General features: G+C 67.2%; 20 protein-coding genes and 1 pseudogene. 9 read left to right on the top strand and 12 right to left on the bottom strand.

Annotated elements, in window-relative coordinates:
* Nucleotides 1-25: 25 nt before the first annotated feature.
* From ACN2C8_RS18250 to ffh, 5 genes are all read right to left on the bottom strand, one after another.
* The gene (locus ACN2C8_RS18250; protein WP_419253460.1) at nucleotides 26-631 is read right to left on the bottom strand and encodes an ORF6N domain-containing protein; all 606 of its coding nucleotides are present in this window, start codon (nucleotides 629-631) and stop codon (nucleotides 26-28) included.
* Between the two features lie 138 nt (nucleotides 632-769).
* Nucleotides 770-1,351, bottom strand: coding sequence for an NUDIX hydrolase (locus tag ACN2C8_RS18245; protein WP_419253458.1), 582 nt, complete (start codon nucleotides 1,349-1,351; stop codon nucleotides 770-772).
* 28 nt (nucleotides 1,352-1,379) lie between these two features.
* Complete coding sequence (gene rimM / locus ACN2C8_RS18240) at nucleotides 1,380-1,961, bottom strand: ribosome maturation factor RimM (RefSeq protein ID WP_419253456.1); 582 nt, start codon at nucleotides 1,959-1,961, stop codon at nucleotides 1,380-1,382.
* A 56-nt stretch (nucleotides 1,962-2,017) separates the two neighbouring features.
* Entirely contained in the window at nucleotides 2,018-2,608 is a 591-nt protein-coding gene (gene rpsP, locus ACN2C8_RS18235) for a 30S ribosomal protein S16 (protein WP_419253455.1), read from the bottom strand.
* Nucleotides 2,609-2,632: 24 nt separating this feature from the next.
* Nucleotides 2,633-4,156, bottom strand: a complete 1,524-nt coding sequence (gene ffh / locus ACN2C8_RS18230) for a signal recognition particle protein (protein WP_419253454.1) — start codon at nucleotides 4,154-4,156, stop codon at nucleotides 2,633-2,635.
* A gap of 277 nt (nucleotides 4,157-4,433) precedes the next feature.
* Between ffh and ACN2C8_RS18225 the strand changes: the two genes are divergently transcribed.
* Nucleotides 4,434-5,201, top strand: coding sequence for a class I SAM-dependent methyltransferase (locus ACN2C8_RS18225; protein ID WP_419253453.1), 768 nt, complete (start codon nucleotides 4,434-4,436; stop codon nucleotides 5,199-5,201).
* Here ACN2C8_RS18225 and ACN2C8_RS18220 read toward each other — a convergent pair.
* The gene (locus ACN2C8_RS18220) at nucleotides 5,198-5,704 is read right to left on the bottom strand and encodes a DUF1993 domain-containing protein (RefSeq protein WP_419253452.1); all 507 of its coding nucleotides are present in this window, start codon (nucleotides 5,702-5,704) and stop codon (nucleotides 5,198-5,200) included. The two genes, ACN2C8_RS18225 and ACN2C8_RS18220, sit on opposite strands and share 4 nt — an antisense overlap.
* A 121-nt stretch (nucleotides 5,705-5,825) precedes the next feature.
* Between ACN2C8_RS18220 and ACN2C8_RS18215 the strand changes: the two genes are divergently transcribed.
* Nucleotides 5,826-6,257: a CBS domain-containing protein gene (locus ACN2C8_RS18215; protein WP_419253450.1), complete on the top strand. Its 432-nt coding sequence runs from the start codon at nucleotides 5,826-5,828 to the stop codon at nucleotides 6,255-6,257.
* Between the two features lie 73 nt (nucleotides 6,258-6,330).
* Here the strand turns inward: ACN2C8_RS18215 and mdh are convergent, their stop codons facing one another.
* Complete coding sequence (mdh, locus tag ACN2C8_RS18210) at nucleotides 6,331-7,293, bottom strand: malate dehydrogenase (protein WP_419253449.1); 963 nt, start codon at nucleotides 7,291-7,293, stop codon at nucleotides 6,331-6,333.
* A 132-nt stretch (nucleotides 7,294-7,425) separates the two neighbouring features.
* Between mdh and ACN2C8_RS18205 the strand changes: the two genes are divergently transcribed.
* Both ACN2C8_RS18205 and ACN2C8_RS18200 read left to right on the top strand, forming a co-directional pair.
* Nucleotides 7,426-8,475, top strand: coding sequence for a MaoC family dehydratase (locus ACN2C8_RS18205; protein WP_419253448.1), 1,050 nt, complete (start codon nucleotides 7,426-7,428; stop codon nucleotides 8,473-8,475).
* A complete protein-coding gene (locus ACN2C8_RS18200) occupies nucleotides 8,468-8,893 on the top strand; it encodes an HIT domain-containing protein (protein WP_419253447.1) in 426 nt (141 codons plus the stop codon). Before ACN2C8_RS18205 ends, ACN2C8_RS18200 begins: the two co-directional genes overlap by 8 nt.
* Here the strand turns inward: ACN2C8_RS18200 and ACN2C8_RS18195 are convergent.
* The gene (locus ACN2C8_RS18195) at nucleotides 8,890-9,909 is read right to left on the bottom strand and encodes a hypothetical protein (protein ID WP_419253446.1); all 1,020 of its coding nucleotides are present in this window, start codon (nucleotides 9,907-9,909) and stop codon (nucleotides 8,890-8,892) included. The two genes, ACN2C8_RS18200 and ACN2C8_RS18195, sit on opposite strands and share 4 nt — an antisense overlap.
* A 9-nt stretch (nucleotides 9,910-9,918) precedes the next feature.
* Nucleotides 9,919-10,794: an HpcH/HpaI aldolase/citrate lyase family protein gene (locus tag ACN2C8_RS18190; RefSeq protein WP_419253445.1), complete on the bottom strand. Its 876-nt coding sequence runs from the start codon at nucleotides 10,792-10,794 to the stop codon at nucleotides 9,919-9,921.
* A gap of 126 nt (nucleotides 10,795-10,920) precedes the next feature.
* Here ACN2C8_RS18190 and ACN2C8_RS18185 point away from each other — a divergent pair, with 126 nt between their 5' ends.
* Complete coding sequence (locus ACN2C8_RS18185; protein WP_419253444.1) at nucleotides 10,921-11,301, top strand: DUF2237 family protein; 381 nt, start codon at nucleotides 10,921-10,923, stop codon at nucleotides 11,299-11,301.
* A gap of 109 nt (nucleotides 11,302-11,410) precedes the next feature.
* Here the strand turns inward: ACN2C8_RS18185 and ACN2C8_RS18180 are convergent, their stop codons facing one another.
* Complete coding sequence (locus tag ACN2C8_RS18180; RefSeq protein ID WP_419253443.1) at nucleotides 11,411-12,262, bottom strand: glutamate racemase; 852 nt, start codon at nucleotides 12,260-12,262, stop codon at nucleotides 11,411-11,413.
* Between the two features lie 146 nt (nucleotides 12,263-12,408).
* Between ACN2C8_RS18180 and ACN2C8_RS18175 the strand changes: the two genes are divergently transcribed.
* From ACN2C8_RS18175 to ACN2C8_RS18165, 3 genes and pseudogenes are all read left to right on the top strand, one after another.
* Nucleotides 12,409-14,535, top strand: a complete 2,127-nt coding sequence (locus tag ACN2C8_RS18175; protein ID WP_419253442.1) for a M3 family metallopeptidase — start codon at nucleotides 12,409-12,411, stop codon at nucleotides 14,533-14,535.
* 199 nt (nucleotides 14,536-14,734) lie between these two features.
* Nucleotides 14,735-15,703 carry a TraB/GumN family protein gene (locus tag ACN2C8_RS18170; protein ID WP_419255921.1) on the top strand — a complete coding sequence of 323 codons (969 nt, stop codon included), beginning with the start codon at nucleotides 14,735-14,737 and terminating at the stop codon, nucleotides 15,701-15,703.
* Between the two features lie 13 nt (nucleotides 15,704-15,716).
* Nucleotides 15,717-15,791, top strand: a pseudogene (locus ACN2C8_RS18165) (hypothetical protein); the annotation flags it as partial.
* 59 nt (nucleotides 15,792-15,850) lie between these two features.
* Here the strand turns inward: ACN2C8_RS18165 and ACN2C8_RS18160 are convergent.
* The gene (locus ACN2C8_RS18160; RefSeq protein ID WP_419253440.1) at nucleotides 15,851-17,071 is read right to left on the bottom strand and encodes a PLP-dependent aminotransferase family protein; all 1,221 of its coding nucleotides are present in this window, start codon (nucleotides 17,069-17,071) and stop codon (nucleotides 15,851-15,853) included.
* Nucleotides 17,072-17,328: 257 nt separating this feature from the next.
* Here ACN2C8_RS18160 and ACN2C8_RS18155 point away from each other — a divergent pair, with 257 nt between their 5' ends.
* Nucleotides 17,329-17,856: an ATPase gene (locus ACN2C8_RS18155; protein ID WP_419253439.1), complete on the top strand. Its 528-nt coding sequence runs from the start codon at nucleotides 17,329-17,331 to the stop codon at nucleotides 17,854-17,856.
* Nucleotides 17,857-17,930: 74 nt separating this feature from the next.
* Here the strand turns inward: ACN2C8_RS18155 and ACN2C8_RS18150 are convergent, their stop codons facing one another.
* Nucleotides 17,931-19,307 (bottom strand): intermediate filament-like cell shape determinant CreS, encoded by a 1,377-nt coding sequence (locus tag ACN2C8_RS18150; RefSeq protein WP_419253438.1) that lies wholly within the window; start codon nucleotides 19,305-19,307, stop codon nucleotides 17,931-17,933.
* Nucleotides 19,308-19,497: the final 190 nt, after the last annotated feature.

Here is a 19,497-nt window from a genome sequence, read left to right as displayed (position 1 = left end):
TCTTGGCGGCGGTCGCCTTGCTGGCCTAGGCTTCCGCCAGAAGCTTGGTCGCCCGGGCTGCAAGTTCCTCATTTTCCAGACCGGCGCGCGATAGCCGATCCTTCAGATGGGCGATGGAGCGGTCCAGCAGGTCCTGGGCCTCCTCCCGGACCGAGGTTCCGTGATGCTGGTTCACCACCGAATCCAGCACCGCCGCCATCGCCTGGGTCAGCCTGGGGATCAGGCCGTTTCCAACACTCACGCCGTTGGTGATTTGCGCTGAGGCGTCCTGTCTTCGACGCGCACTGACGAAGACTTCGACGATCATCTTCATCGCGGCGATGGCGGAATCGGACTTCAGAACCGTCGCCGCCATGACCACGCCGTGTTCGGTGAAGGCCCAGGGATGCTTGCGCCGGCCGCCCCAGGAACTTGATGTCGCATTTTGCGATATCAAGTTGGCGATCTCTCCCGCCGTCAGTTGGAAGGCATAGCCCTCGAACCGAGCGGCATTGCGGCGGACCTGTTCGTTGAGGCGCCGGGTCTCGACGCCGAACAGAGCGGCGATCGCGTCGTCGAGAACGACACTCTGGCCCCGGATCTGATGGATATGGGCAAACGCCCTGTCGGCGGCGGGTAGATCGACGGGCATAGGGCTGGAAATCGCTTTGAGAGTGTCGGTTGTAATACTCTCTCTTTGATTGATTTCGAGATCAATCCTCTTGCGCCGCCCCTTCGGCGAGGCTCATGGGCTCTTCGGCATAGGTGGCGCAGAAAGGCCTGATGCGCATCAAGACCTAGCCGGGTTCGCCAGGCGGATTGACGCAACGCCGGCTTGAGCCAGGCCGCGCAGGAGCGAGGCGACCTGCATGCCGACGGTCAGTTCGCCCGCCAGGGCCATGCGCAGCGCCTCGACTGCCGGGACCCAGAGCCTCTCGATCCGCTCGGTCGGGTCGTCCTTGGGCTCTGAGACCTTCGCCACCTGACGCGCCAGGACGATGTGCGTGCGGTTGGAGTGGGTTCCGGCGTTGGCCCGCGTTTCGCCGACCAGGGTCAGAACGCCGGCGCATCCGGTCTCTTCCAGCAGTTCGCGACTGGCGGCCTGCAGCGGATCGGCGTCGGTCGGCTCCATGCCACCGGCGGGCAGTTCGATCGACCTACCGCCCATGCCATGTCGGTACTGCTTGACCAGCAACACATTGTCATCGGCGTCCAGGGCGATGATCTCGACCCAGTCGGGATAGTCCAGCACGTAATAGGGGGCGACCACCGCGCCCTCTTCGGTGACGCAATCGTCCGCCCGAACAGCGATCCAGCGATCCTTGTGAACATAGCGCGAGGCGGTGACCCGCCACTTCCCGTCGGTCGCCATGTCCTCGAACTCCTGGAATTGGCCGTCGTCAGTCGTAGTGGCGCTCGGCGCCGTCGCTGTCATCGGCCTCTTCGACCGGACCTTCCGGTTCTCCCACCAAGGCGGGCGGATCGGCGAGGATCAAGCGCTCCTGGATCTTCACCTCGGGTACGGCCGCTCGGGTGAAGGGCAGGAACCAGGTCTGGCCGCCCAGGGCGGGCTGGATCTCGAGCAGGTCGCCGGCGCCGAAGTTCTGCACGCTCTTGACCGAACCCAGCAGGGTATTGTCGGAGATGTGGCGGACGGCCAGGCCGACCAGGTCGGTCAGGTAGAATTCATCCTCGTCCGGCTCGGGCAGGGAATCCCGGGGGACATACAGACGCAGGCCGCGCAGGGCGTCGGCGGCCTCCTTGGTCTCGATCCCCTTGCAGCGGGTGACGAGGCCTTCCTTGGCCACGCGGGCCGAGACGATGGTCAGGGCCGGCGAGCCATCCTGGCGCAGCAGCGCCTTGAAGCCGGCCAGGCTCATCGGCTCTTCGGTATAGGTGGCGATCTTCACCTCGCCGCGCACGCCAAAGCCGCCGGCGACGCGGCCGACGAGGATCAGGTTGGCGGGGGAGGGGGTGCTCATCGAAGATGTTGCATCGCCGCCCCGATCCGAAGACCGGGGCGACAGCGCAAAAGGCCTTAGCCTTCGGTCTTTTCAGCTTCGGCGGCCGGGGCCTCTTCAGAAGCGGCTTCAGCGGCCGGAGCCTCTTCGGCAGCGGCTTCTTCGGCGGGCGCTTCTTCAGCAACCGGCTCGGGGGCCGGGGCAGCAGCGGCTTCCGCAGCAGCGGCGGCGGCGGCTTCGGCAGCAGCTTCGGCAGCGGCCTTGGCGTCTTCAGCAGCCTGGACGGCGGCGGCGGCGGCGTCTTCAGCAGCCTTCACGTCGGCGGCCTTGCGGTCTTCGTCGCGTTGAGCGCGCTCGGTGATGCGCTCCTGGGCCTTCTTGCCCGGTGCGCCCTTTTCAGGGTTGTTGCCGTGGGTCCACGAGCCGATGCCCTGAGCGGCCAGGAAGCGCGCGACGCGGTCGGTCGGCTGGGCGCCCTTGGCGATCCAGGCCTGGATCGACTCGATCTTCAGGGTAACGCGAGCGGCGTCGTCCTTCTTGAGCAGCGGGTTGTAGGTGCCGACCTTTTCGATGAAACGGCCATCGCGCGGCGAGTGGCTGTCAGCAACGACGATCGAGTAGTACGGGCGCTTCTTGGCGCCGCCACGGGCGAGACGGATCTTCAGCATATCGGTAGTCCTTGAGTTCGAGTTCTATTTCTTGAACGGGTTGAAACCGGGCGGCAGGCCGCCGCCCAGGCCGGAAAGGAGGTTCGGCTTGGCGTCGCCGCCACCGCCGAGACCGGGAAGACCCGGCAGGCCTCCCGCGGAATTCTGTTGATCAGGCGCGGCCTGCTTGCCGCCGCCCATGGCTTTCAGGCGCGACATGTCGCCGCCGCCCATCATGCCGGCCATCCGGGCCAGGCTCTTGCCGCCGTCCTTGGACATGGCCTTGAACATATCGGCCATCTGGCGATGCTGCTTGAGCAGGCGGTTGACCTCGGCCACCTCCACCCCGGCGCCGGCCGCGATGCGGCGCTTGCGCGAGGCGGCCAGGATGTCGGGCTTCTTGCGCTCCAGCTTGGTCATCGAGCTGATGATCGCCTGCTGGCGCAGGAAAACCTTGTCGTCGATGCCGCTTTCGGCGATCTGCTTCTTGGCCTTCTGGACGCCGGGCAGCAGGCCCATGATGCCCTGCATGCCGCCCATCTTCTGCATCTGCGACAGCTGCGACGACAGGTCGTTGAGGTCGAACTGGCCCTTGGCCAGCTTCTTGGCCATGCGCTCGGCTTCGGCATGGTCCAGATCGGCGGCGGCGCGCTCGACCAAAGCGACAACGTCGCCCTGACCCAGGATGCGGCCAGCCACGCGGCGGGCGTCGAACACGTCCAGCGCGTCGACCTTCTCGCCGGCGCCGAGGAACTTGATCGGCAGGCCCGTGACATGGCGCATCGACAGCGCCGCGCCGCCCCGGCCGTCGCCGTCGGCGCGGGTCAGGATCAGGCCGGTCAAGGGCAGGCGTTCGTGGAAGGCCTTGGCGGTACGAACCGCGTCCTGACCGGTCAGGCTGTCGGCGACCAGCAGGGTCTCGGTCGGCTGGGCGATGCGGGCGATTTCCGCCGCTTCGCTCATCATCGCCTCGTCCAGCGTGGTGCGGCCGGCGGTGTCGAGGATCAGGACGTCGTAGCCGCCGAGGCGCGCGGCGCTCATGGCGCGCTTGGCGATATCGACGGCGCTCTGGCCGGCGACGATCGGCAGGCTCTCGACCCCGACCTGCTGAGCCAGCATGGCCAGTTGTTCCATGGCGGCCGGGCGGCGGGTGTCGAGCGAGGCGACCAGCACCTTCTGGCGCTCGTTCTTGCTCAGGCGCAGGGCCAGCTTGCCGGTGGTGGTGGTCTTGCCCGAGCCCTGCAGGCCGGTCATCAGGATCACCGACGGCGGGTTCAGGGCCAGGTTCAGGCCGGTCGGCTCCTCGCCGCCCAGCATGTCGACCAGACCGTCATAGACGATCTTGACCACCTGGTCGGCCGGCTTGACCGAGCGGATGACCGCTTCGCCCGACGCCAGTTCCTTGGCCTTGCTAATGAAGTCCTTGACCACCGGCAGGGCGACATCGGCTTCCAGCAGGGCGACGCGGACCTCGCGCAGCGCCTCGTCGATATCCTTTTCGGACAGCACGCCGCGACCGCCGAGGCGGTCGAATACGCCGGAGAGCCGCTCTGTAAGGCCGTCGAACATGTCGAACCCTGTTTGAACCCAAATCTCCAAACGCAATCAGCCCCCGTGGACGATCACGTCGACGGGGGTCCTCACCGGCCTCGTCCAGATGGATCCCGCGCTAGCGGGCTGGGGTCGTGACGGTAGAGGCGCTGCTGATGAAGCGCCGGAAGCGCGCGCTTATGCACAGGAAATGGCGAAGAGTCAAAGCCGGGCGTTGGGACGTCGAGTCTGGACAAGCCCGCGATCCGTCGTTCAGGGTCACGCCCCGATCCTGATCACCGCTCAAGGCGCACGAATGGCCCCGACCACCCGGCCGTACTATTCCAGCAAGGGCCTCTCGGCGGTTCACTACGATCTGCTGACCGCCGCCGACAAGACGCTGTCAGGTGATCTGGACGTCTATGCCGGGCTTGCCAAGGACCCCAGCCAGATCCTGGAGCTCGGGGCTGGAACGGGCCGGATAGCGTTGGATCTGGCCAAGCGCGGACATTCCGTTCTGGGCCTCGACATCGCGCCCGCCATGCTCGACCAGGCCGAGGCCAAGCGAAAGGCTCTGGACCCCGAAACAGCCGCTCGCCTTCGGTTCAAGCTGGGAGACATGGCCTCGCTGTCACTGGGCGAGACCTTCGATCTGGTGCTTTGCACCTATTTCACTCTGGCCCACGTGCCGGCCGGCGCGGCCTGGAGGAATACGTTCAAGGGCGTGGCGCGACATCTGAAGCCGGGTGGACTGGCGGCTTTTCACCTGCCCGTGGAAGACCGGATGCGAGAGCCGCCGCCGCCATCCGACAAACCGGTTTTCCTGCACGCTCTCGAGGGCGGCGGTCATGTCGCGCTCTACATCCTGGAGCACAGCTTCAATCCCAAGCTCGGACGGATGGATCTGGTGCTGGACTTCGTGACCAAAGCCGCCCCCGGGGCTGCGGCCGGGCACAGCCACGAGCGGCTGACCTATTATCTCGCCGACCCGGTCCCGTTCGCGCAGGCGGCGGGGCTGGAGGTCGCGATGGCCCCGATCGATATCAGCGGCGTCGGGGCCATCCACGTTTTCCGGAAGCCCTAGACGGTCCCGAGATAGTCGCGCTTGCCGATCTCGACGCCGTTGTGGCGCAGGACCGCGTAGGCGGTGGTCAGGTGGAAGAAGAAGTTGGGCTGCGCCTGGGTCTGGAAATAGGTCAGGCCCTTGACCACGCTGGTTTCGCCGCGACGCGTCAGGGTGATGTCACGGTCCTCGGCGCCCTCGAACTTGCCGGCGTCCAGGCCTTCGACATAGGCGATGGCGCGGTCGACCCGGGCGATCAGCTCGGCGAAGCTGGTTTCAGTGTCGTCCCAGGCCGGCACGTCTTCACCGGCCAGGCGCGCGCAGCAGCCCTTGGCGAAGTCGGTGGCGATCTGCGCCTGGCGCAGAAGCGGGAACATGTCGGGATAGAGCCGCGCCTTCAGCAGGGCGTCGGCGTCCCAGCCCTTGGCTTCGACCTGGGCGGCCGCCTTGGTCAGCACGCCCTTCAGACCCTTCAGGCCCTGGACGAAGACGGGGACGCTAGCCTGATGCATGGAAAGGGTCATGGAAACTCCGCTGGAAGATGTGGCGAACAGATAGGGCGGACGCCTCCGAAGCGAAAGCGGGGAACGCGAGGTGATCGGCAAGGGTTTAGGGGGTTCGAGTTCACACCACGAGGTTACCCCCATGAAAGTCAGCGACGCCATGACCGGCCAGGTCTCGACCGCCGCCCCCACCGATACGGTGCGCAAGGTCGCCCAGATGATGGCCCACGTCGAAACCGGCGCGGTGCCAATCGTCGATGACGGCAAGGTGGTAGGTCTGGTCACCGACCGCGACATCGTTCTGCGCGTGGTCGCCGAAGGCCGCAGCTTCGACTCGCCGATTTCCGAAGCCATGACCGACGGCGAAGTGTTCAGCGTCAAGGATGACGACGCCCTGGCAGACGCCACGGCCAAGATGGCCAGCCACCAGATCCGCCGCCTGATCGTGCTCAACGACGCAGGGGCCCTGACCGGCATCCTGTCGCTGGGCGATGTGGCCAAGGACTATGGCGCCAAGCAAGTGGGCAAGACGCTGGAAGAGATCTCGGCCGAGCCGGGCGACGCCGCGCACTGACGCCGGCCAGCGACCACGAAAAAGGGCGGCTCCGCGAGGAGCCGCCCTTCGTCATTCAGACTGAAGTCAAAGCCTAGACCAGCGAGGGGTCGATGGCCTTGCAGGCTTCCATCAGGCCCTTAACCGAGGCGACCGAGGCGGCGAACATCGCCTTCTCTTCGTCATTGGTTTCGAACTCGACGATCTTTTCCGCGCCGCCGGCGCCGATGACGACCGGCACGCCGACATAGAGACCGTCCAGGCCGTACTGGCCGGTCAGGAAGGTGGCGCACGGCAGGACGCGCTTCTTGTCCTTCAGATAGCTGGTGGCCATGGCGATGGCGCTTTCAGCCGGAGCATAGAAGGCCGAACCGGTCTTCAGCAGGGCGACGATCTCGCCGCCGCCGCCGCGGGTGCGCTTGACGATGCCATCGAGCTCTTCCTGGGTCATCCAGCCTTGCTTGACCAGTTCCGGCAGCGGCAGGCCGCCGACCGTCGAGTGACGGACCATCGGCACCATGTCGTCGCCGTGGCCGCCAAGCGTCCAGGCGTGGATGTCTTCGACCGAAACGCCGGTCTTTTCGGCCAGGAAGTAGGCGAAACGCGCCGAGTCCAGGACGCCGGCCATGCCGATGACCTTTTCCTTGGGCAGGCCCGAGAACTGCTGCAGCGCCCAGACCATCGCGTCGAGCGGGTTGGTGATGCAGATCACGAAGGCGTTGGGGGCGTGGGCCTTGATGCCTTCGCCGACGGCCTTCATGACCTTCAGGTTAATGCCCAGCAGGTCGTCGCGGCTCATGCCCGGCTTGCGCGGCACGCCGGCGGTGACGATGCAGACGTCTGCGCCGGCGATGTCGGCATAGTCGTTGGCGCCCTTGAGGCTGATGTCCTTGCCAAACACCGCCGAGGCTTCGGCCAGGTCGAGGGCCTTGCCCTGCGGCGTGCCTTCGCTGATGTCGAACAGGACGATGTCGCCAAGCTCTTCGCGAGCGGCGATATGGGCCAGGGTACCGCCGATCATGCCGGCGCCGATAAGGGCGATCTTCGCGCGAGCCATAGGGTCTCCGTCAGGACTGTAGATGAAAATTCTCGCGGCGGTCTACGCCCGGAGCGGCCAAGCCTCAAGCCCCCTTTCCCGTTTCGCTGCACTGCGGCAAGACTGTCTGAACAACGATAAGGACGTGCAGGGATGAGCAAGACCGACCCCGGGAACTATTTCGAGGACTTCCGGCTGGGCCAGGTGCTGGTCCACGCGACGCCGCGCACGGTCACGGCGGGGGATGTGGCGCTTTACACCGCCTTCTACGGCCCGCGCTTTTCGCTGTTCTCGTCTGACGAGGTGGCCCGGGCCAGCGGTCTGCCCGCAGCCCCGGTGGATCCGCTGATCGCCTTCCACATCGTGTTCGGCAAGACCGTGCCCGACATCAGTCTCAACGCCGTGGCCAATCTGGGCTATGCCGAGGGCTTGTTCCTGGCGCCGGTGTATCCGGGCGACACCCTGATGGCCGAGTCCGAGGTCATCGGGCTGAAGGAAAATTCCAACCGCAAGACCGGCGTCGTCTATGTGCGCACCACCGGGACCAACCAGCGCGGCGAGCGGGTTCTGAGCTATGTGCGCTGGGTGATGGTGCGCAAGCGCTCGGCCGAGGCGGAGGTCCCCGAGCAGGCGACCCCGAAGCTGGCCGAGGCTGTGGCGGCTAGGGATCTGATCATTCCCGCGACCCTGGATTTCTCGAAGTACGACTACGCCCTGGGTGGCGCGCCGCACGCTTTCGAGGACTACGAGATCGGCGAGCGGATCGACCATGTCGACGGCATGGCCATCGAGGAGGCTGAGCACGCCATGGCCACCCGGCTTTGGCAGAACACCGCCAAGGTCCATTTCAACCAGTTCGAGCGCGCCAAGGACCCGTCGGGCCGGCGCCTCGTTTATGGCGGCGTGGTGATCTCCACCGCCAAGGCCCTGTCGTTTAACGGCCTGCAGAACGCCGGCCTGATCCTGGCGATCAATGGTGGCCGCCATGTCAGCCCCTATTTCGCCGGGGCCACGGTGTTCGCCTGGAGCGAGGTGTTGGACAAGGCCGACCTTGGAGACGGCGTCGGGGCCCTGCGCCTGCGGCTGGTGGCGACCAAGGACCGGCCCTGCGACGACTTCCCGGGCAAGGACGAGGCGGGGGTCTATAACGAGCACGTCATCCTCGACTTCGACTATTGGGCGGCAGTTCCAAAACGTGGCTGAGTTCGTTCTGGACCCGGCCTTTGTCGCCACCTCCGAGCCGCTGGGCGACCTGCGTCTTTGCGAGGCCCGGCTGCAGCGGGACGCTCGCTATCCGTGGATCGTGCTGATCCCACGCCAGGCCGGTCTGCGCGAGATCGAGGACCTGTCGGCGGCCGACCGCATCGCCCTGCTGGACGAGATCGTCCTGGCTGGTCAGGCCGTGCGGGACCTGGGCATCGCCCTGGACCTTGGGGCCGACAAACTGAATGTAGGCGCCCTGGGCAATGTCACCCCGCAACTGCACGTCCATGTCATCGGCCGGCGGATCGGCGATCCGGCCTGGCCGGGGCCGGTCTGGGGCCACAGCCCCGCCGAGGCTTTCGCGCCGGATGTCCTCGAGGCTGCGGTCGCGGCGGCGAAGACGGCCCTGAGCCTTTAGCGCAGGTTCGGCGCCTTCCTGGCCGGAGCCTTCTTCTTGCTCGCCGTCGCCTTGCCCTTACGGGCGGGGGTCGCCTTGGCCTTGGAGCCCTTCTTGCCCTTGGCGACGGCCTTGCCTTTCGCGCCGCCCTTCTTGGCGGCGGCCGCGCACTTGGCCTTGGCGGCCTTCAGCGCCTTGCCGGTCTTGCCCTTGGTCGAGCAGACCGCCGCCCTGGCCGGGGTCGAGCGGGCCGGCGCGGCGCGGGGCGCGCCCCAGATCACCGGTCCGCGGCCCTGGATCACATAGCCCGGCGGCAGACTGGGCGGGGCCTCGCGGTCGGCGGTCACCGTCTGGTTGACGCCGGCGTCATAGAGATTGCCGCTCCAGCGGGTCGAGCCGGCCGGGCTGAGGCTCAGCACGGTGGGCGGGCCGCCCCTGGGGCTGAAGCGAACGACAAGGTCGGAGCCCGAACGTTCGACGCTTTCGATCAGGCCGGTCGAGCCGACCGCGCCGGCCCGGCGCACGTCGCGCCAGGCGCCCTCAACCGGACCATAGCCCCCGGCCGGATCAACGATCTGCAGCACGTAGAGGGTCGATCCATCGGGACCCAAGACCTTCCAGCCGCCGTCCAGCGGACCCTGCAGGCCCTGGGCGGCGACGATCGAGCCCTTGACCCGCATCTCGTAGATCCGCTCGGCCGGGACATAGCTGCCCTGCGGCACGGCATGGTCGCCGTCCGGCGGGTAGGACACAGAGGGCGGTTCCGGCGTCGGAATCGGCAGCAGGGTGGGCTTGTGATAGGGTGCCGGCGCGGTCGGCGGGGCGTCTTCCTCGTCGGTCGTACCGGTCTGGGTGATCAGATCGCCCAACGGATCAAGGGCGACAGGGACCGATTGACCGGGCGCCGGATCCGGCGGGGTCGGCAAGGGATCCGCCGATAGGGCAGGGGCCACCGGTTGCGGCGCGGTCGCCACCGGCGCCTCCTGAGCCAGAACCGGCCCGGCGAACAGCGCGAAAAGAAGAGCCAGAGCCCGCATCAACAGATCCTAACCGACCCTGGCGGCGATGGCGTCCGCGACCAGGACCAGGCGCTCGGCCTGGGCCAGATGCAGGCGCTCGGCCATCTTGCCGTCGACCCGCAAGGCCCCTCTGCCCGTATTTTCGGGCGCCTTGAAGGCGGCGATCACCGCCTGGCTCCAGGCGATCTCGTCGGCGGACGGCGAGAACACCCGGTTGCAGATCTCCAGATGCTTGGGATGGATCAGGGTCTTGCCGTCAAAGCCGAAGTCGACGCCCTGGACACAGACCGTCTCCAGCGCGTCCAGATCCTCGATGTCGTTGTGCACCCCGTCCAGGATGGTCAGGCCGTGGGCCCGGGCGGCGGCGACCGACAGGGTCAGCAGCGGCAGGAACGGCGCGCGGTCCGGCGTCTGGCGGGCCCGCATCTCCTTGGCGAAGTCGTTGACCCCCATCACGAAGGTCGACAGTCGCGTGGTCTGGCTGGCGGCGGCGATTTCCCAAAGGTGGAAAGCGGCCTTGCCGGTCTCGATCATGGTCCACAGCCGCATCGTGCTGGGCGCGGCGTGCAGGGCGGAGTCATAGAGCCGCACGTCGTCGGCGTCATTGACCTTGGGCACCAGCACCGCGTCGGGGCCGGCCTCGGCGGCGGCCGCGAGATCGTCGGCGCCCCAGGGCGTGTCGAGGCCATTGGTGCGGATCACCACCTCGCGGGCCCCAAAGCCGCCGGCCTTGACGGCCGCCACGGCCGCGTCGCGGGCGGCCGCCTTCATCTCGGGGGCCACGGCGTCCTCGAGGTCGAGAATGATCACGTCGGCGTCCAGGGTGCGCGCCTTCTCGACCGCCTTGGCGTTCGAGGCGGGCATATAGAGAGCGCTGCGGCGCGGCCGGGCGACGGTGGACATGCAAACTTTCCTGCGGTCTTTTCTTATACAGCCTTCTTAATCACGCGCGGGCCACGGCAAAAGCAAAGACGTTCGACGCGCGCTAATCTTGGTCACGGATCGCGCGAAGCGGGATAGGATCGTTGCATGACCACGCGCTATGACGAGAACGCCCGCAATGTTCTGGGTGGGGAGTTGGGCCCCTGTTCCGTGAACCCCGTGACGGGCTTTTACCGCAACGGCTGCTGCGAGACCGGTCCGCATGATCTGGGCCTCCATACCGTCTGCGCGGTGATGACCGACTCGTTCCTGGTGTTCTCCAAGGCGGCGGGCAATGACCTTTCCACCCCCCGACCCGAATTTGCCTTCCCGGGTCTGAAGGCCGGCGACCGCTGGTGCCTGTGCGCCGGCCGCTGGAAAGACGCCCTCGATGCGGGCCTGGCCCCGCCGGTGGTGCTGGAGGCTTCCCACGAGGAGATGCTGGCGATTGTTCCGCTAGGGGTCCTGAAGGACCACGCGGCGGTCTAGGGGACCCGGCGTCTCGGCCTCACGCGACGGCTCGCTGAGTTAGTGTGGAGAGGCGCGAAGCGGCCGGGGCGAACCCGGAGACCATGATGCGTTGTGTGCGTTTCGACCGCTAGGCCGCCTCGAACCGCAGCGGGCCACCCCAGAAGCTTTCGACCAGGCCGTTCTGCGGGCCCGGCGTTCCGGTGGTCAGGAACGCCCGCGACCCGCCCGTGCCCGGATCCAGCTCCGGATGGCGCTCCAGATAAAGCTCCAGCGCGTCCGCCGTCGCGGCGGGTTGCTGGATCAGCGGCGTGCCGGCCGGCAGGGCGGCGCGGAAGATGTCGGCGATGATCTCATAGTGGGTGCAGCCCAGCACTACCCGGTGCGGATAGCGGCCGATGCGGGTCTTCAGCGCCTCGACATGGGCCTCGACGGCCTTGGCCAGTTCGACCACGCCGGCGTCGGCCTCGATCATCGGAACCAGGTCGCCGCAGGGCTGGGAGAACACCGCCAGGTCCTGTTTACGCTTGTCGATCTCGATCTCGTAGACCCGCGAGCGCGCCGTGGCCGGGGTCGAGAACACGCCCAGTACGTCCAGCTGCTCGACCTTGTCGCCGCGCCGCTCGGCCTCGTGCTCCCAGGGCAGGCCGGTGGCGGCCTCAATGGTCGGCACGATAATGCCCAGCACGCTGACCGGCCGGCCCAGCGCCTTGCGATAGCCGGGCAGCCAGGTCTGCTGCAGGCGGCGCAGGGCGATGGCGCTGGCGGTGTTGCAGGCCAGCACGACCAGACTGGCGCCGGTGTCGAACAGGCGCTCGCAGCCGGCGCGGGTAAGATCGACGATCTCCTCGCCGGTGCGCACGCCATAGGGCGCGTTGGCCTGGTCGGCCAGATAGGTGAAATCCGCCTGCGGGAGGCGTTGCACGAGAGCGCGGTGGACGGAAAGACCGCCAACCCCTGAGTCAAAGACGCCGATGGACATGGCGCTGGTTTAGCCTCGCCCGCGCGTTTCGTCCACGCTGCCAAGCTGCCGCTTTTCGGCCGAGGTCAAAGGTTACGGTCGTGTCATGTGACGGCGGCCCGGGGCTGGCCTAGGGTCGCCGCCAACACTTCCACCGGAGATCATCCGTGCAACGTCGTACCTTCCTCGCATCGGCCGCCGCCACCGGCGTCGCCGCGACCCTCAATCCGAGCTTCGCCATGGCCGCCGACGGCAATCCCATGCTGGCCAAGTGGACGGGCCCCTATGGCGGCGTGCCGGCCTTCGACAAGGTCAAGGTCGCCGACTTCAAGCCGGCCCTGGAAGCGGCCATGGCCAAGAACCTGGCCGAGATCGACGCCATCACCGCCAGCAAGGCCGCGCCGACCTTCGACAACACCATCGCCGCCCTGGAAGACAGCGGCCGCAGCCTGTCGGACCTCTACTGCTATTACGGCATCTGGGGCGGCAATATGAGCACCCCGGAATTCCAGACGGTCGAGGAGGAGATGGACCCCAAGCTGGCCAGCTTCGGCGACAAGATCACCCAGAACGCCGCGCTCTTCAAACGCATCGAGACGATCTACACTTCGCCGGACAAGGCCAAGTTGACCTCTGAGCAGCAGCGCGTGCTGTGGATCTACTACACCAACTTCGTGCGGGCCGGCGCCAAGCTCGACCCCGCCGCCAAGGCGCGGGTTGCGGCGATCAACACCGAGATGGCCGGGTATTTCACCAAGTTCAGCCAGAACCAGCTGGCCGACGAAAACACCTATATCGCGCTGACCGACGCCGACCTGGTCGGCCTGCCGGAGTCGCTGAAGGCCAACGCCGCCTCCAGCGCCGCCCAGCGCAAGCTGGAAGGCAAGTTCATCATCGTCAACACCCGCTCCAGCGTCGATCCCTACCTGACCTATTCACCGGTGCGCGCCACCCGCGAGAAGGTCTGGAAGGCCTTCGTCAATCGCGGCGATGGCGGCGGCGCCACCGACAACAACGCCCTGATCGCCAAGATCCTCAAGCTGCGCGTCGAGCGCGCCAGGCTGCTGGGCTTCAAGACCCACGCCCACTGGCGCCTGGAAAACGCCATGGCTAAGACGCCTGAACGGGCCATGGCCCTGATGGAGGCGGTGTGGACCCCGGCCATTGCTCAGGTGGCCATCGACGTGGCGGCCATGCAGGCCATCGTCGACGCTGAAAAGGGCGGCTTCAAGATCGAGCCGTGGGACTATCGCTACTATGCCGAGAAGGTCCGCAAGGCCAAGTACGACCTCGATATGAACGAGGTGAAGCCGTACATGCAGCTGGAAAAGCTGCGCGAGGCGATGTTCTGGGCCTCAGGCGAGGTCTATGGCTTCCAGTACCAGAAGGTCGAAGGCCTGCCGGTCTATCACGAGGACATCACCGTCTATGAGGTGACCCGCGCCGGCAAGCATGTGGGCCTGTGGTACTTTGATCCCTATGCCCGCGAGGGCAAGCGCTCGGGCGCCTGGATGAATGCCTATCGCACCCAGGAGCGGTTCAAGGGCGAGATCACCACGCTGGTGTCCAACAACTCCAACTTCATCAAGGGCGCGCCTGGCGAGCCGGTGCTGATCTCCTGGGATGACGCCACCACCCTGTTCCACGAATTTGGCCACGCCATCCATGGGCTCAACGCCAACGCCACCTATCCGACCGTGTCGGGCACCAACGTGGCGCGCGACTATGTCGAGTTCCCCAGCCAGCTGAACGAGCACTGGCTGCCGACCCCGCAGGTGCTGTCCAAGTTCTGCGTCCACTACAAGACCGGCGAGCCGATCCCCCAGGCCCTGGTCGACAAGATCAAGGCGGCGGACAAGTTCAACCAGGGCTTCTCCACCACCGAATATCTGGCCAGCGCCCTGATCGACATGAAGCTGCACCTGGCCGGCGACGTGGACATCGATCCCGACGCGTTCGAGCGCGACGAGCTGAACAAGCTGGGCATGCCGCGCGAGATCGTCATGCGCCACCGCACGCCGCAGTTCGGCCACGTGTTCTCGGGCGACGGCTATTCGGCCGGCTATTACAGCTATCTGTGGGCCGACACCCTGACCGCCGACGTCGCCGAGGCCTTCCAAGAGGCCCCCGGCGGTTTCTACGACAAGCCGACCGGCCAGCGGCTGATCGACACCATCATGTCGAAGGGCAATTCGGTTGATCCGGTCGATCAGTTCAAGGCCTTCCGCGGCCGCGACGTGAAGATCGGCGCCCTGATGCGCGACCGCGGCTTCCCGGTGCCGCCGGGGGCTTGAGGACTTATCCCTCTCCCCTTGCGGGAGAGGGTGGCCCCGGCCCCGGGTCGCGCGACGCGCGCGCCCTTAGGATAAACTCAGCCGGGGTCGGGTGAGGGGTTTCCCGGCCTGTCCGGTGCGACCCCTCATCCGTCATCCTTTGGATGACACCTTCTCCTGCAAGGGGAGAAGGGAAGGATTGCAGGCTGCGAGGTGTAACCTGAAGATCGCCCTGTCCGCTCTGGCGCTTTGCCTGACGCTCTCAGCCCCCGCCCACGCCCAGACCATCGACCTGGGTTCCGTCCCCGACGGTCCCGGCAGCGCGGTGGTCGAGGAGCTGCTGGTGGTCGCCCGCGCGCCCGGGCCGGCGATCTGGCTGGTCGAGAAGGGTGGCGCTAGGCTCTATGTGGTCGGCTCAGCCGCGCCCCTGCCTCATCAGCTGGCCTGGAAAAGCCCCCGCCTGGAACGCGCACTCGGTCAGGCCGACCTGCTGCTGGCGCCGCCCAAGGCCTCGGTGGGTCCGGGCCAGATCGCCGGCTTCGTTCTGAAGGGCGGCGCGGGCCTGCGTCAGGGTCTGGGCGACAGGCTGGAGGACGAACTGCCGCCGGACCTGAAAGCGCGTTTCATCTCGGGCCGCACCCGGGCGAAAAAGGGCGCCGGCGAGTACAAAAGCTGGACGCCGGCCATCGCCGGCTTCCTGTTGCTGTCGGACTTCCGGCAGGCGGCCGGGCTGTCCGAAGCCAAGCCTGTCAGCACCATCGAGCGGATGGCCAAGGCCCGCAAGGTCAGGATCAAGGCCATGGGCCAGTACCGGATGAGCGCGGTGGTCAACGCCGCCGGCAAGCTGTCCAAGGAGGCCCAGCTGGCCTGTCTGACGGATGCCCTCGACGAGCTGGAATATGAAGGCGGCCGGCCCACCACGATCGGGTCTGACTGGGCGCGGGGCGATCTGGCCAGCGTCCGGTCACGCTATTCGGCCAGCGCCGCCCAGCGCTGCCTGTTGCGATCACCCGGCGGCGGCAAGCTTCTGGAGCAGCAGATCGGGCAGTCAGCCAGTGCGTTGACGAGCGCCCTGAACCGGCCCGGCGTCACGGTGGCGGTGGTCGACCTGGCCTTCCTGCTGCCGGCCAATGGCGTGCTGGATCGGCTGAAGGCGGGCGGGGCCACGGTGACCTCGCCGCCGGACTAGAGCTCATAAATTTTGTCATCCCGGCCGCAGCGAAGCGGAGAGCCGGGACCCAGGAGCCGCTGCAGTGCGGTTGCCCCTGGGTCCCGGATAGCCTCTGCGAGGCTTCCGGGATGACAAGGATTTCTGAGCTTCAGATAGGTTTTCCCACTACCCCATCCGCCCAATCAACCGCGCCAGTCGCGCCACGCCGTCTTCGATCTGCGTTTCCGAGGGCAGTGAATAGCTGAGCCGCAGGGCGTTGGCGGTCGGGACCTCGGCGAAGAACGGCTCGCCGGGCACGAAGGCGACGCGCTCCTCGGCCAGGGCCCGTTCCAGCACGACCTTGCCGTCCAGCCCCGGCGGCAGCCAAACCCAGACGAACATGCCGCCCTGCGGCCGCGACCAGGTGACGCCGGTCGGCATGTGGCGTTCCAGGGCGCTCAGAATGCTGCGGGCGTTGGCGCCATAGGCCGATCGCAGCATGCCCAGATGCTGGTCATAGCCCTCGATCACGGCGCGATGGGCGACCATCTGGTTGATGGTCGAGACGTGCAGGTCGGCGCCCTGTTTCAGCAAAACCAGCTTCTCGATCACCGCGCGGGGGCCGCAGACCCAGCCGATGCGCAGGGCCGGCGACAGGGTCTTGGAGAAGGTGCCGCAGAACAGGGTGCGCGCCTGCTCGATCCCGCCGGAGCGGGCGATATCCAGCGACAGCAGGGTCGGCAGGGCCTCGCCGCTGAACCGCAACTCGCGATAGGCGGCGTCCTCGATCAGGGTCATGTCCAGATCGCCGGCCAGGTCGAGCAGGGTCTCGCGCTCGGCCAGGGTCAGGCTCTGGCCGGTGGGATTGGCGAAGTCGGGGACGAAATAGCCCAGGGCCCCGGTCGCCCGCTCGCGCGTCGCGGCGTCCAGCCCGTCGACCAGTCCGGCTTCCGGCAGATCCAGATAGGCCGGCTCATAGCCGTTGAAGGCCTGCAGCGCGCCCAGATAGGTGGGCCGGGCCACCATCACCGTGTCGCCGCGAGTCAGGAACAGCTTGCCCAGCAGGTCCAGGGCCTGCTGCGAGCCGGCGGTCAGCATGATGTTGCCGGCGTCGCACGGCATGCCGTCGCGGGTCATGCGTTCGGCGATCCACTCGCGCAGCGGCAAATAGCCCTCGCTGACCGAATATTGCAGCGCCTGGGCGGCCAGTTTCGGATCGGCCAGGATGGCGTCACAGCCGGCCTGGATGCGCTGGGTGGGAAAGAGGCCCGGATTGGGGATGCCGCCGGCGAACGACAGGATGTCGGGCTGGTCCAGCAGTTTCAGAAGTTCGCGGATCTCGCTGGCGCGGACGCGGGTCATGCGCTCGCTGAAACGCGCGGCCCAATCGGGAGGGGTGGTGGTCATGTCGTTGAATGTCCGTAGGTTTCGCTGACGGCCGGGCCGTCCATAAGCCGCACGCGCGGCGTCTCGCCTGATCAGGTCAGGAGCGTCATACGGAGCGGATAAGGTCCTGCGAGCGACGGAGCCCAAAGCCCCGACGACCGCTCTGGGTCGTGTTCATGGGCCAAGCCTAGCGCGATCATTCCGCAAAGGGAACGCCTGAAGCTTGACGTTGGCCTCGCAGGGCGGGAACGCTGCGGGCGTCGTCAGGGGATACCCGTATGAAGCTCTGGATTTCCGTCGCCGCCCTGGTGCTGACCGCTGCGGCGGCGCACGCCGAGGTCACCGACGCCACCCCTGGCGGCTTTCAGGTCCGGCAGGTCGCCGAGATCGCCGCCCCGGCCGCGCGGGTCTGGGCCTCGCTGGTTCAGCCGGCGACCTGGTGGGACCCAGCGCATACCTGGTCGGGTTCGGCTGCCAACCTGTCGCTGGCGGCGGCTTCGGGGGGGTGTTTCTGCGAGCGCCTGCCGGGCGGCGGCTCGGTGCTGCACATGAGCACCGTCTATGCCGCGCCGAGTCAGAAGCTGACCCTGTTCGGGGCGCTGGGTCCGCTGCAGAGCAGCGGCGCGGCCGGCCATATGAGCTTTGGGCTGGCAGAGAAGGACGGCAAGACCACCCTGACCGTCACCTATGACGTCGGCGGCTACATGAAGGGCGGTCTGGACAGGATCGCCGCGCCGGTCGATGGCGTGATCGGCCAGCAGGTCACGCGGCTGAAGCGCCAGATCGAGACCGGCAAGCCGGGTTAGAGCGCGGCCCCCGCAACAAAAAAGGGCGGCCACGAGGGCCGCCCTTTTCCGGACTTTGGGGTCGGGGGAAAGGTTTAACCAGCCTGGGCCATATCGCCTTCGGTGGCGCCCAGTAGGGCCATCTGCAGGCGCGAGCGGTCGCGGCGGGCCGCTTCCAAGGCGCCTTCGGACAGGGCGGCTTCGGAGGTGAGGCGCTCGATCTGGGCCTGCAGCTCGCCGAGCTTTTCCTCGCTCTGGCGGCGCGAGGTATCCTGGGCTTCCTGCATGACTTCCAGGCGGACGCGCAGCTGGTTGGCGCGTTCCTCGGCCCGTTGCAGGGTCTTGTCGTGGGCGACGGCGGCCTTGGCCAGCTGGTCGGCGCGCTCGATGGCGGCGGCGCGAGCGGTGTCGACGCCGGCGTGGCGCTGACGCAGGCCTTCGCCTTCGTCTTCCAGCGAGCGGATCCGGTCCAGAGCCCGTTCCAGCGCAACGTTCAGATCACCGGCGCGGCGTTCAACGGCCTGCTGCTGGGCGTTGGACTCGGCCAGGCGCTGCGAGATCTGGCCGTTCATTTCTTCCAGCTTGTCGGCGCGGCCGCTGGCGGTTTCCAGGCGGGTCTGCAGGGCCGAGATCTCGGCGCGGCCGGCCTCGACCTGGCTTTCCAGGCCACGGATGGTGCGGCCGCTGTCGGCCTGGTGCACGGCCAGGGCGTTTTCGGTAGCCTGAATGCGGGCGCGCTCGGCGGCGATCTGGGCTTCCAGGTCGGTTTCGATGCGCGACAGGCGGGCGATGTCGATGCCGGCCTGGTCGATGCGCTTTTTCAGGGTCGCCACTTCCTCGACGAGGAGGGCGTTTTCCTGGTTGGCGCGGGCCAGCGAGGCCTCGGCCTCGCCGCGGCGGGTGTCGATGTCCTGGCTCTGGGTGCGCAGGGTGTCGACGTCCTGAACCAGATGCTCGATGCGGGCGGTGGCGTCGCGCAGCGAGGCGTCGAGATTGCCGACCTTGAGGTCCGACTGCAGCAGTCCGTTGCGCAGGCGATCGATCTCGAGGGCATTGTCCTCAAGGGTGGAGTCCTGGGCCTGGATGCGGGCGTCGGATTCGCCCAGCGCCGTGCGGGTGACAGCCAGCTTTGAGGTGAGCTCGCGCTCCTCGGTCTGGGCCAGGGCGACCTGGCGCAGGGCCTGTTCGTAATTCGTGCGCAGGGCGATCAGTTCGGCGTGCTCGGCGCGGCGGGCTTCGAACTCTTCGGCGACCGGCTGGCGGATCTCGGCCAGTAGGGGCTCGATGGCCCGCAGGTGCTCGACGACACGGCTGATACTGTCGAGGCCGCCATGGATGGTTTCGTAGCGGACGCCGATAGCCTGGGTGGATTCGATCAGGCGCTCGGAGAATTCCGGCCGGCTGACGTCTTCGACCAGCATGGCCGGCTTGACGGTCTTCGTGTCACGCACGTTCTTCGACAGAAGCCGCATCTCGCCCATCCCCTTGATCAACCCAAGGCCCCGTGAGCGCCGACGGCACGATAGCCGCCAACCCCCGAATCCCTTGCCCAGAAGTTAACAAAATAGTCGAAGGTCAAGCCGAATGTCGAGGGCGCTAGCGTCGCACCCGCGCTGAACCTCGCCCTCGCGGTTCGCCTGCGACGCGAAAGCCGCCGCGCCG

This window comes from Caulobacter sp. ErkDOM-C (assembly GCF_048541825.1).
Taxonomy (GTDB): domain Bacteria; phylum Pseudomonadota; class Alphaproteobacteria; order Caulobacterales; family Caulobacteraceae; genus Caulobacter.
The sequence above is the reverse complement of the archived record's forward strand: the minus strand, read 5'-3'. Positions and strand labels throughout refer to the sequence as shown.

Bases quoted from the DNA above. Each gene is read 5' to 3' on its own strand.
- ACN2C8_RS18250 (WP_419253460.1), bottom strand. From the start codon at position 631: ATGCCCGTCGATCTACCCGCCGCCGACAGGGCGTTTGCCCATATCCAT.
- ACN2C8_RS18245 (WP_419253458.1), bottom strand. From the start codon at position 1,351: ATGGCGACCGACGGGAAGTGGCGGGTCACCGCCTCGCGCTATGTTCAC.
- rimM (WP_419253456.1), bottom strand. From the start codon at position 1,961: ATGAGCACCCCCTCCCCCGCCAACCTGATCCTCGTCGGCCGCGTCGCC.
- rpsP (WP_419253455.1), bottom strand. From the start codon at position 2,608: ATGCTGAAGATCCGTCTCGCCCGTGGCGGCGCCAAGAAGCGCCCGTAC.
- ffh (WP_419253454.1), bottom strand. From the start codon at position 4,156: ATGTTCGACGGCCTTACAGAGCGGCTCTCCGGCGTATTCGACCGCCTC.
- ACN2C8_RS18225 (WP_419253453.1), top strand. From the start codon at position 4,434: ATGGCCCCGACCACCCGGCCGTACTATTCCAGCAAGGGCCTCTCGGCG.
- ACN2C8_RS18220 (WP_419253452.1), bottom strand. From the start codon at position 5,704: ATGACCCTTTCCATGCATCAGGCTAGCGTCCCCGTCTTCGTCCAGGGC.
- ACN2C8_RS18215 (WP_419253450.1), top strand. From the start codon at position 5,826: ATGAAAGTCAGCGACGCCATGACCGGCCAGGTCTCGACCGCCGCCCCC.
- mdh (WP_419253449.1), bottom strand. From the start codon at position 7,293: ATGGCTCGCGCGAAGATCGCCCTTATCGGCGCCGGCATGATCGGCGGT.
- ACN2C8_RS18205 (WP_419253448.1), top strand. From the start codon at position 7,426: ATGAGCAAGACCGACCCCGGGAACTATTTCGAGGACTTCCGGCTGGGC.
- ACN2C8_RS18195 (WP_419253446.1), bottom strand. From the start codon at position 9,909: ATGCGGGCTCTGGCTCTTCTTTTCGCGCTGTTCGCCGGGCCGGTTCTG.
- ACN2C8_RS18190 (WP_419253445.1), bottom strand. From the start codon at position 10,794: ATGTCCACCGTCGCCCGGCCGCGCCGCAGCGCTCTCTATATGCCCGCC.
- ACN2C8_RS18185 (WP_419253444.1), top strand. From the start codon at position 10,921: ATGACCACGCGCTATGACGAGAACGCCCGCAATGTTCTGGGTGGGGAG.
- ACN2C8_RS18180 (WP_419253443.1), bottom strand. From the start codon at position 12,262: ATGTCCATCGGCGTCTTTGACTCAGGGGTTGGCGGTCTTTCCGTCCAC.
- ACN2C8_RS18160 (WP_419253440.1), bottom strand. From the start codon at position 17,071: ATGACCACCACCCCTCCCGATTGGGCCGCGCGTTTCAGCGAGCGCATG.
- ACN2C8_RS18155 (WP_419253439.1), top strand. From the start codon at position 17,329: ATGAAGCTCTGGATTTCCGTCGCCGCCCTGGTGCTGACCGCTGCGGCG.
- ACN2C8_RS18150 (WP_419253438.1), bottom strand. From the start codon at position 19,307: ATGCGGCTTCTGTCGAAGAACGTGCGTGACACGAAGACCGTCAAGCCG.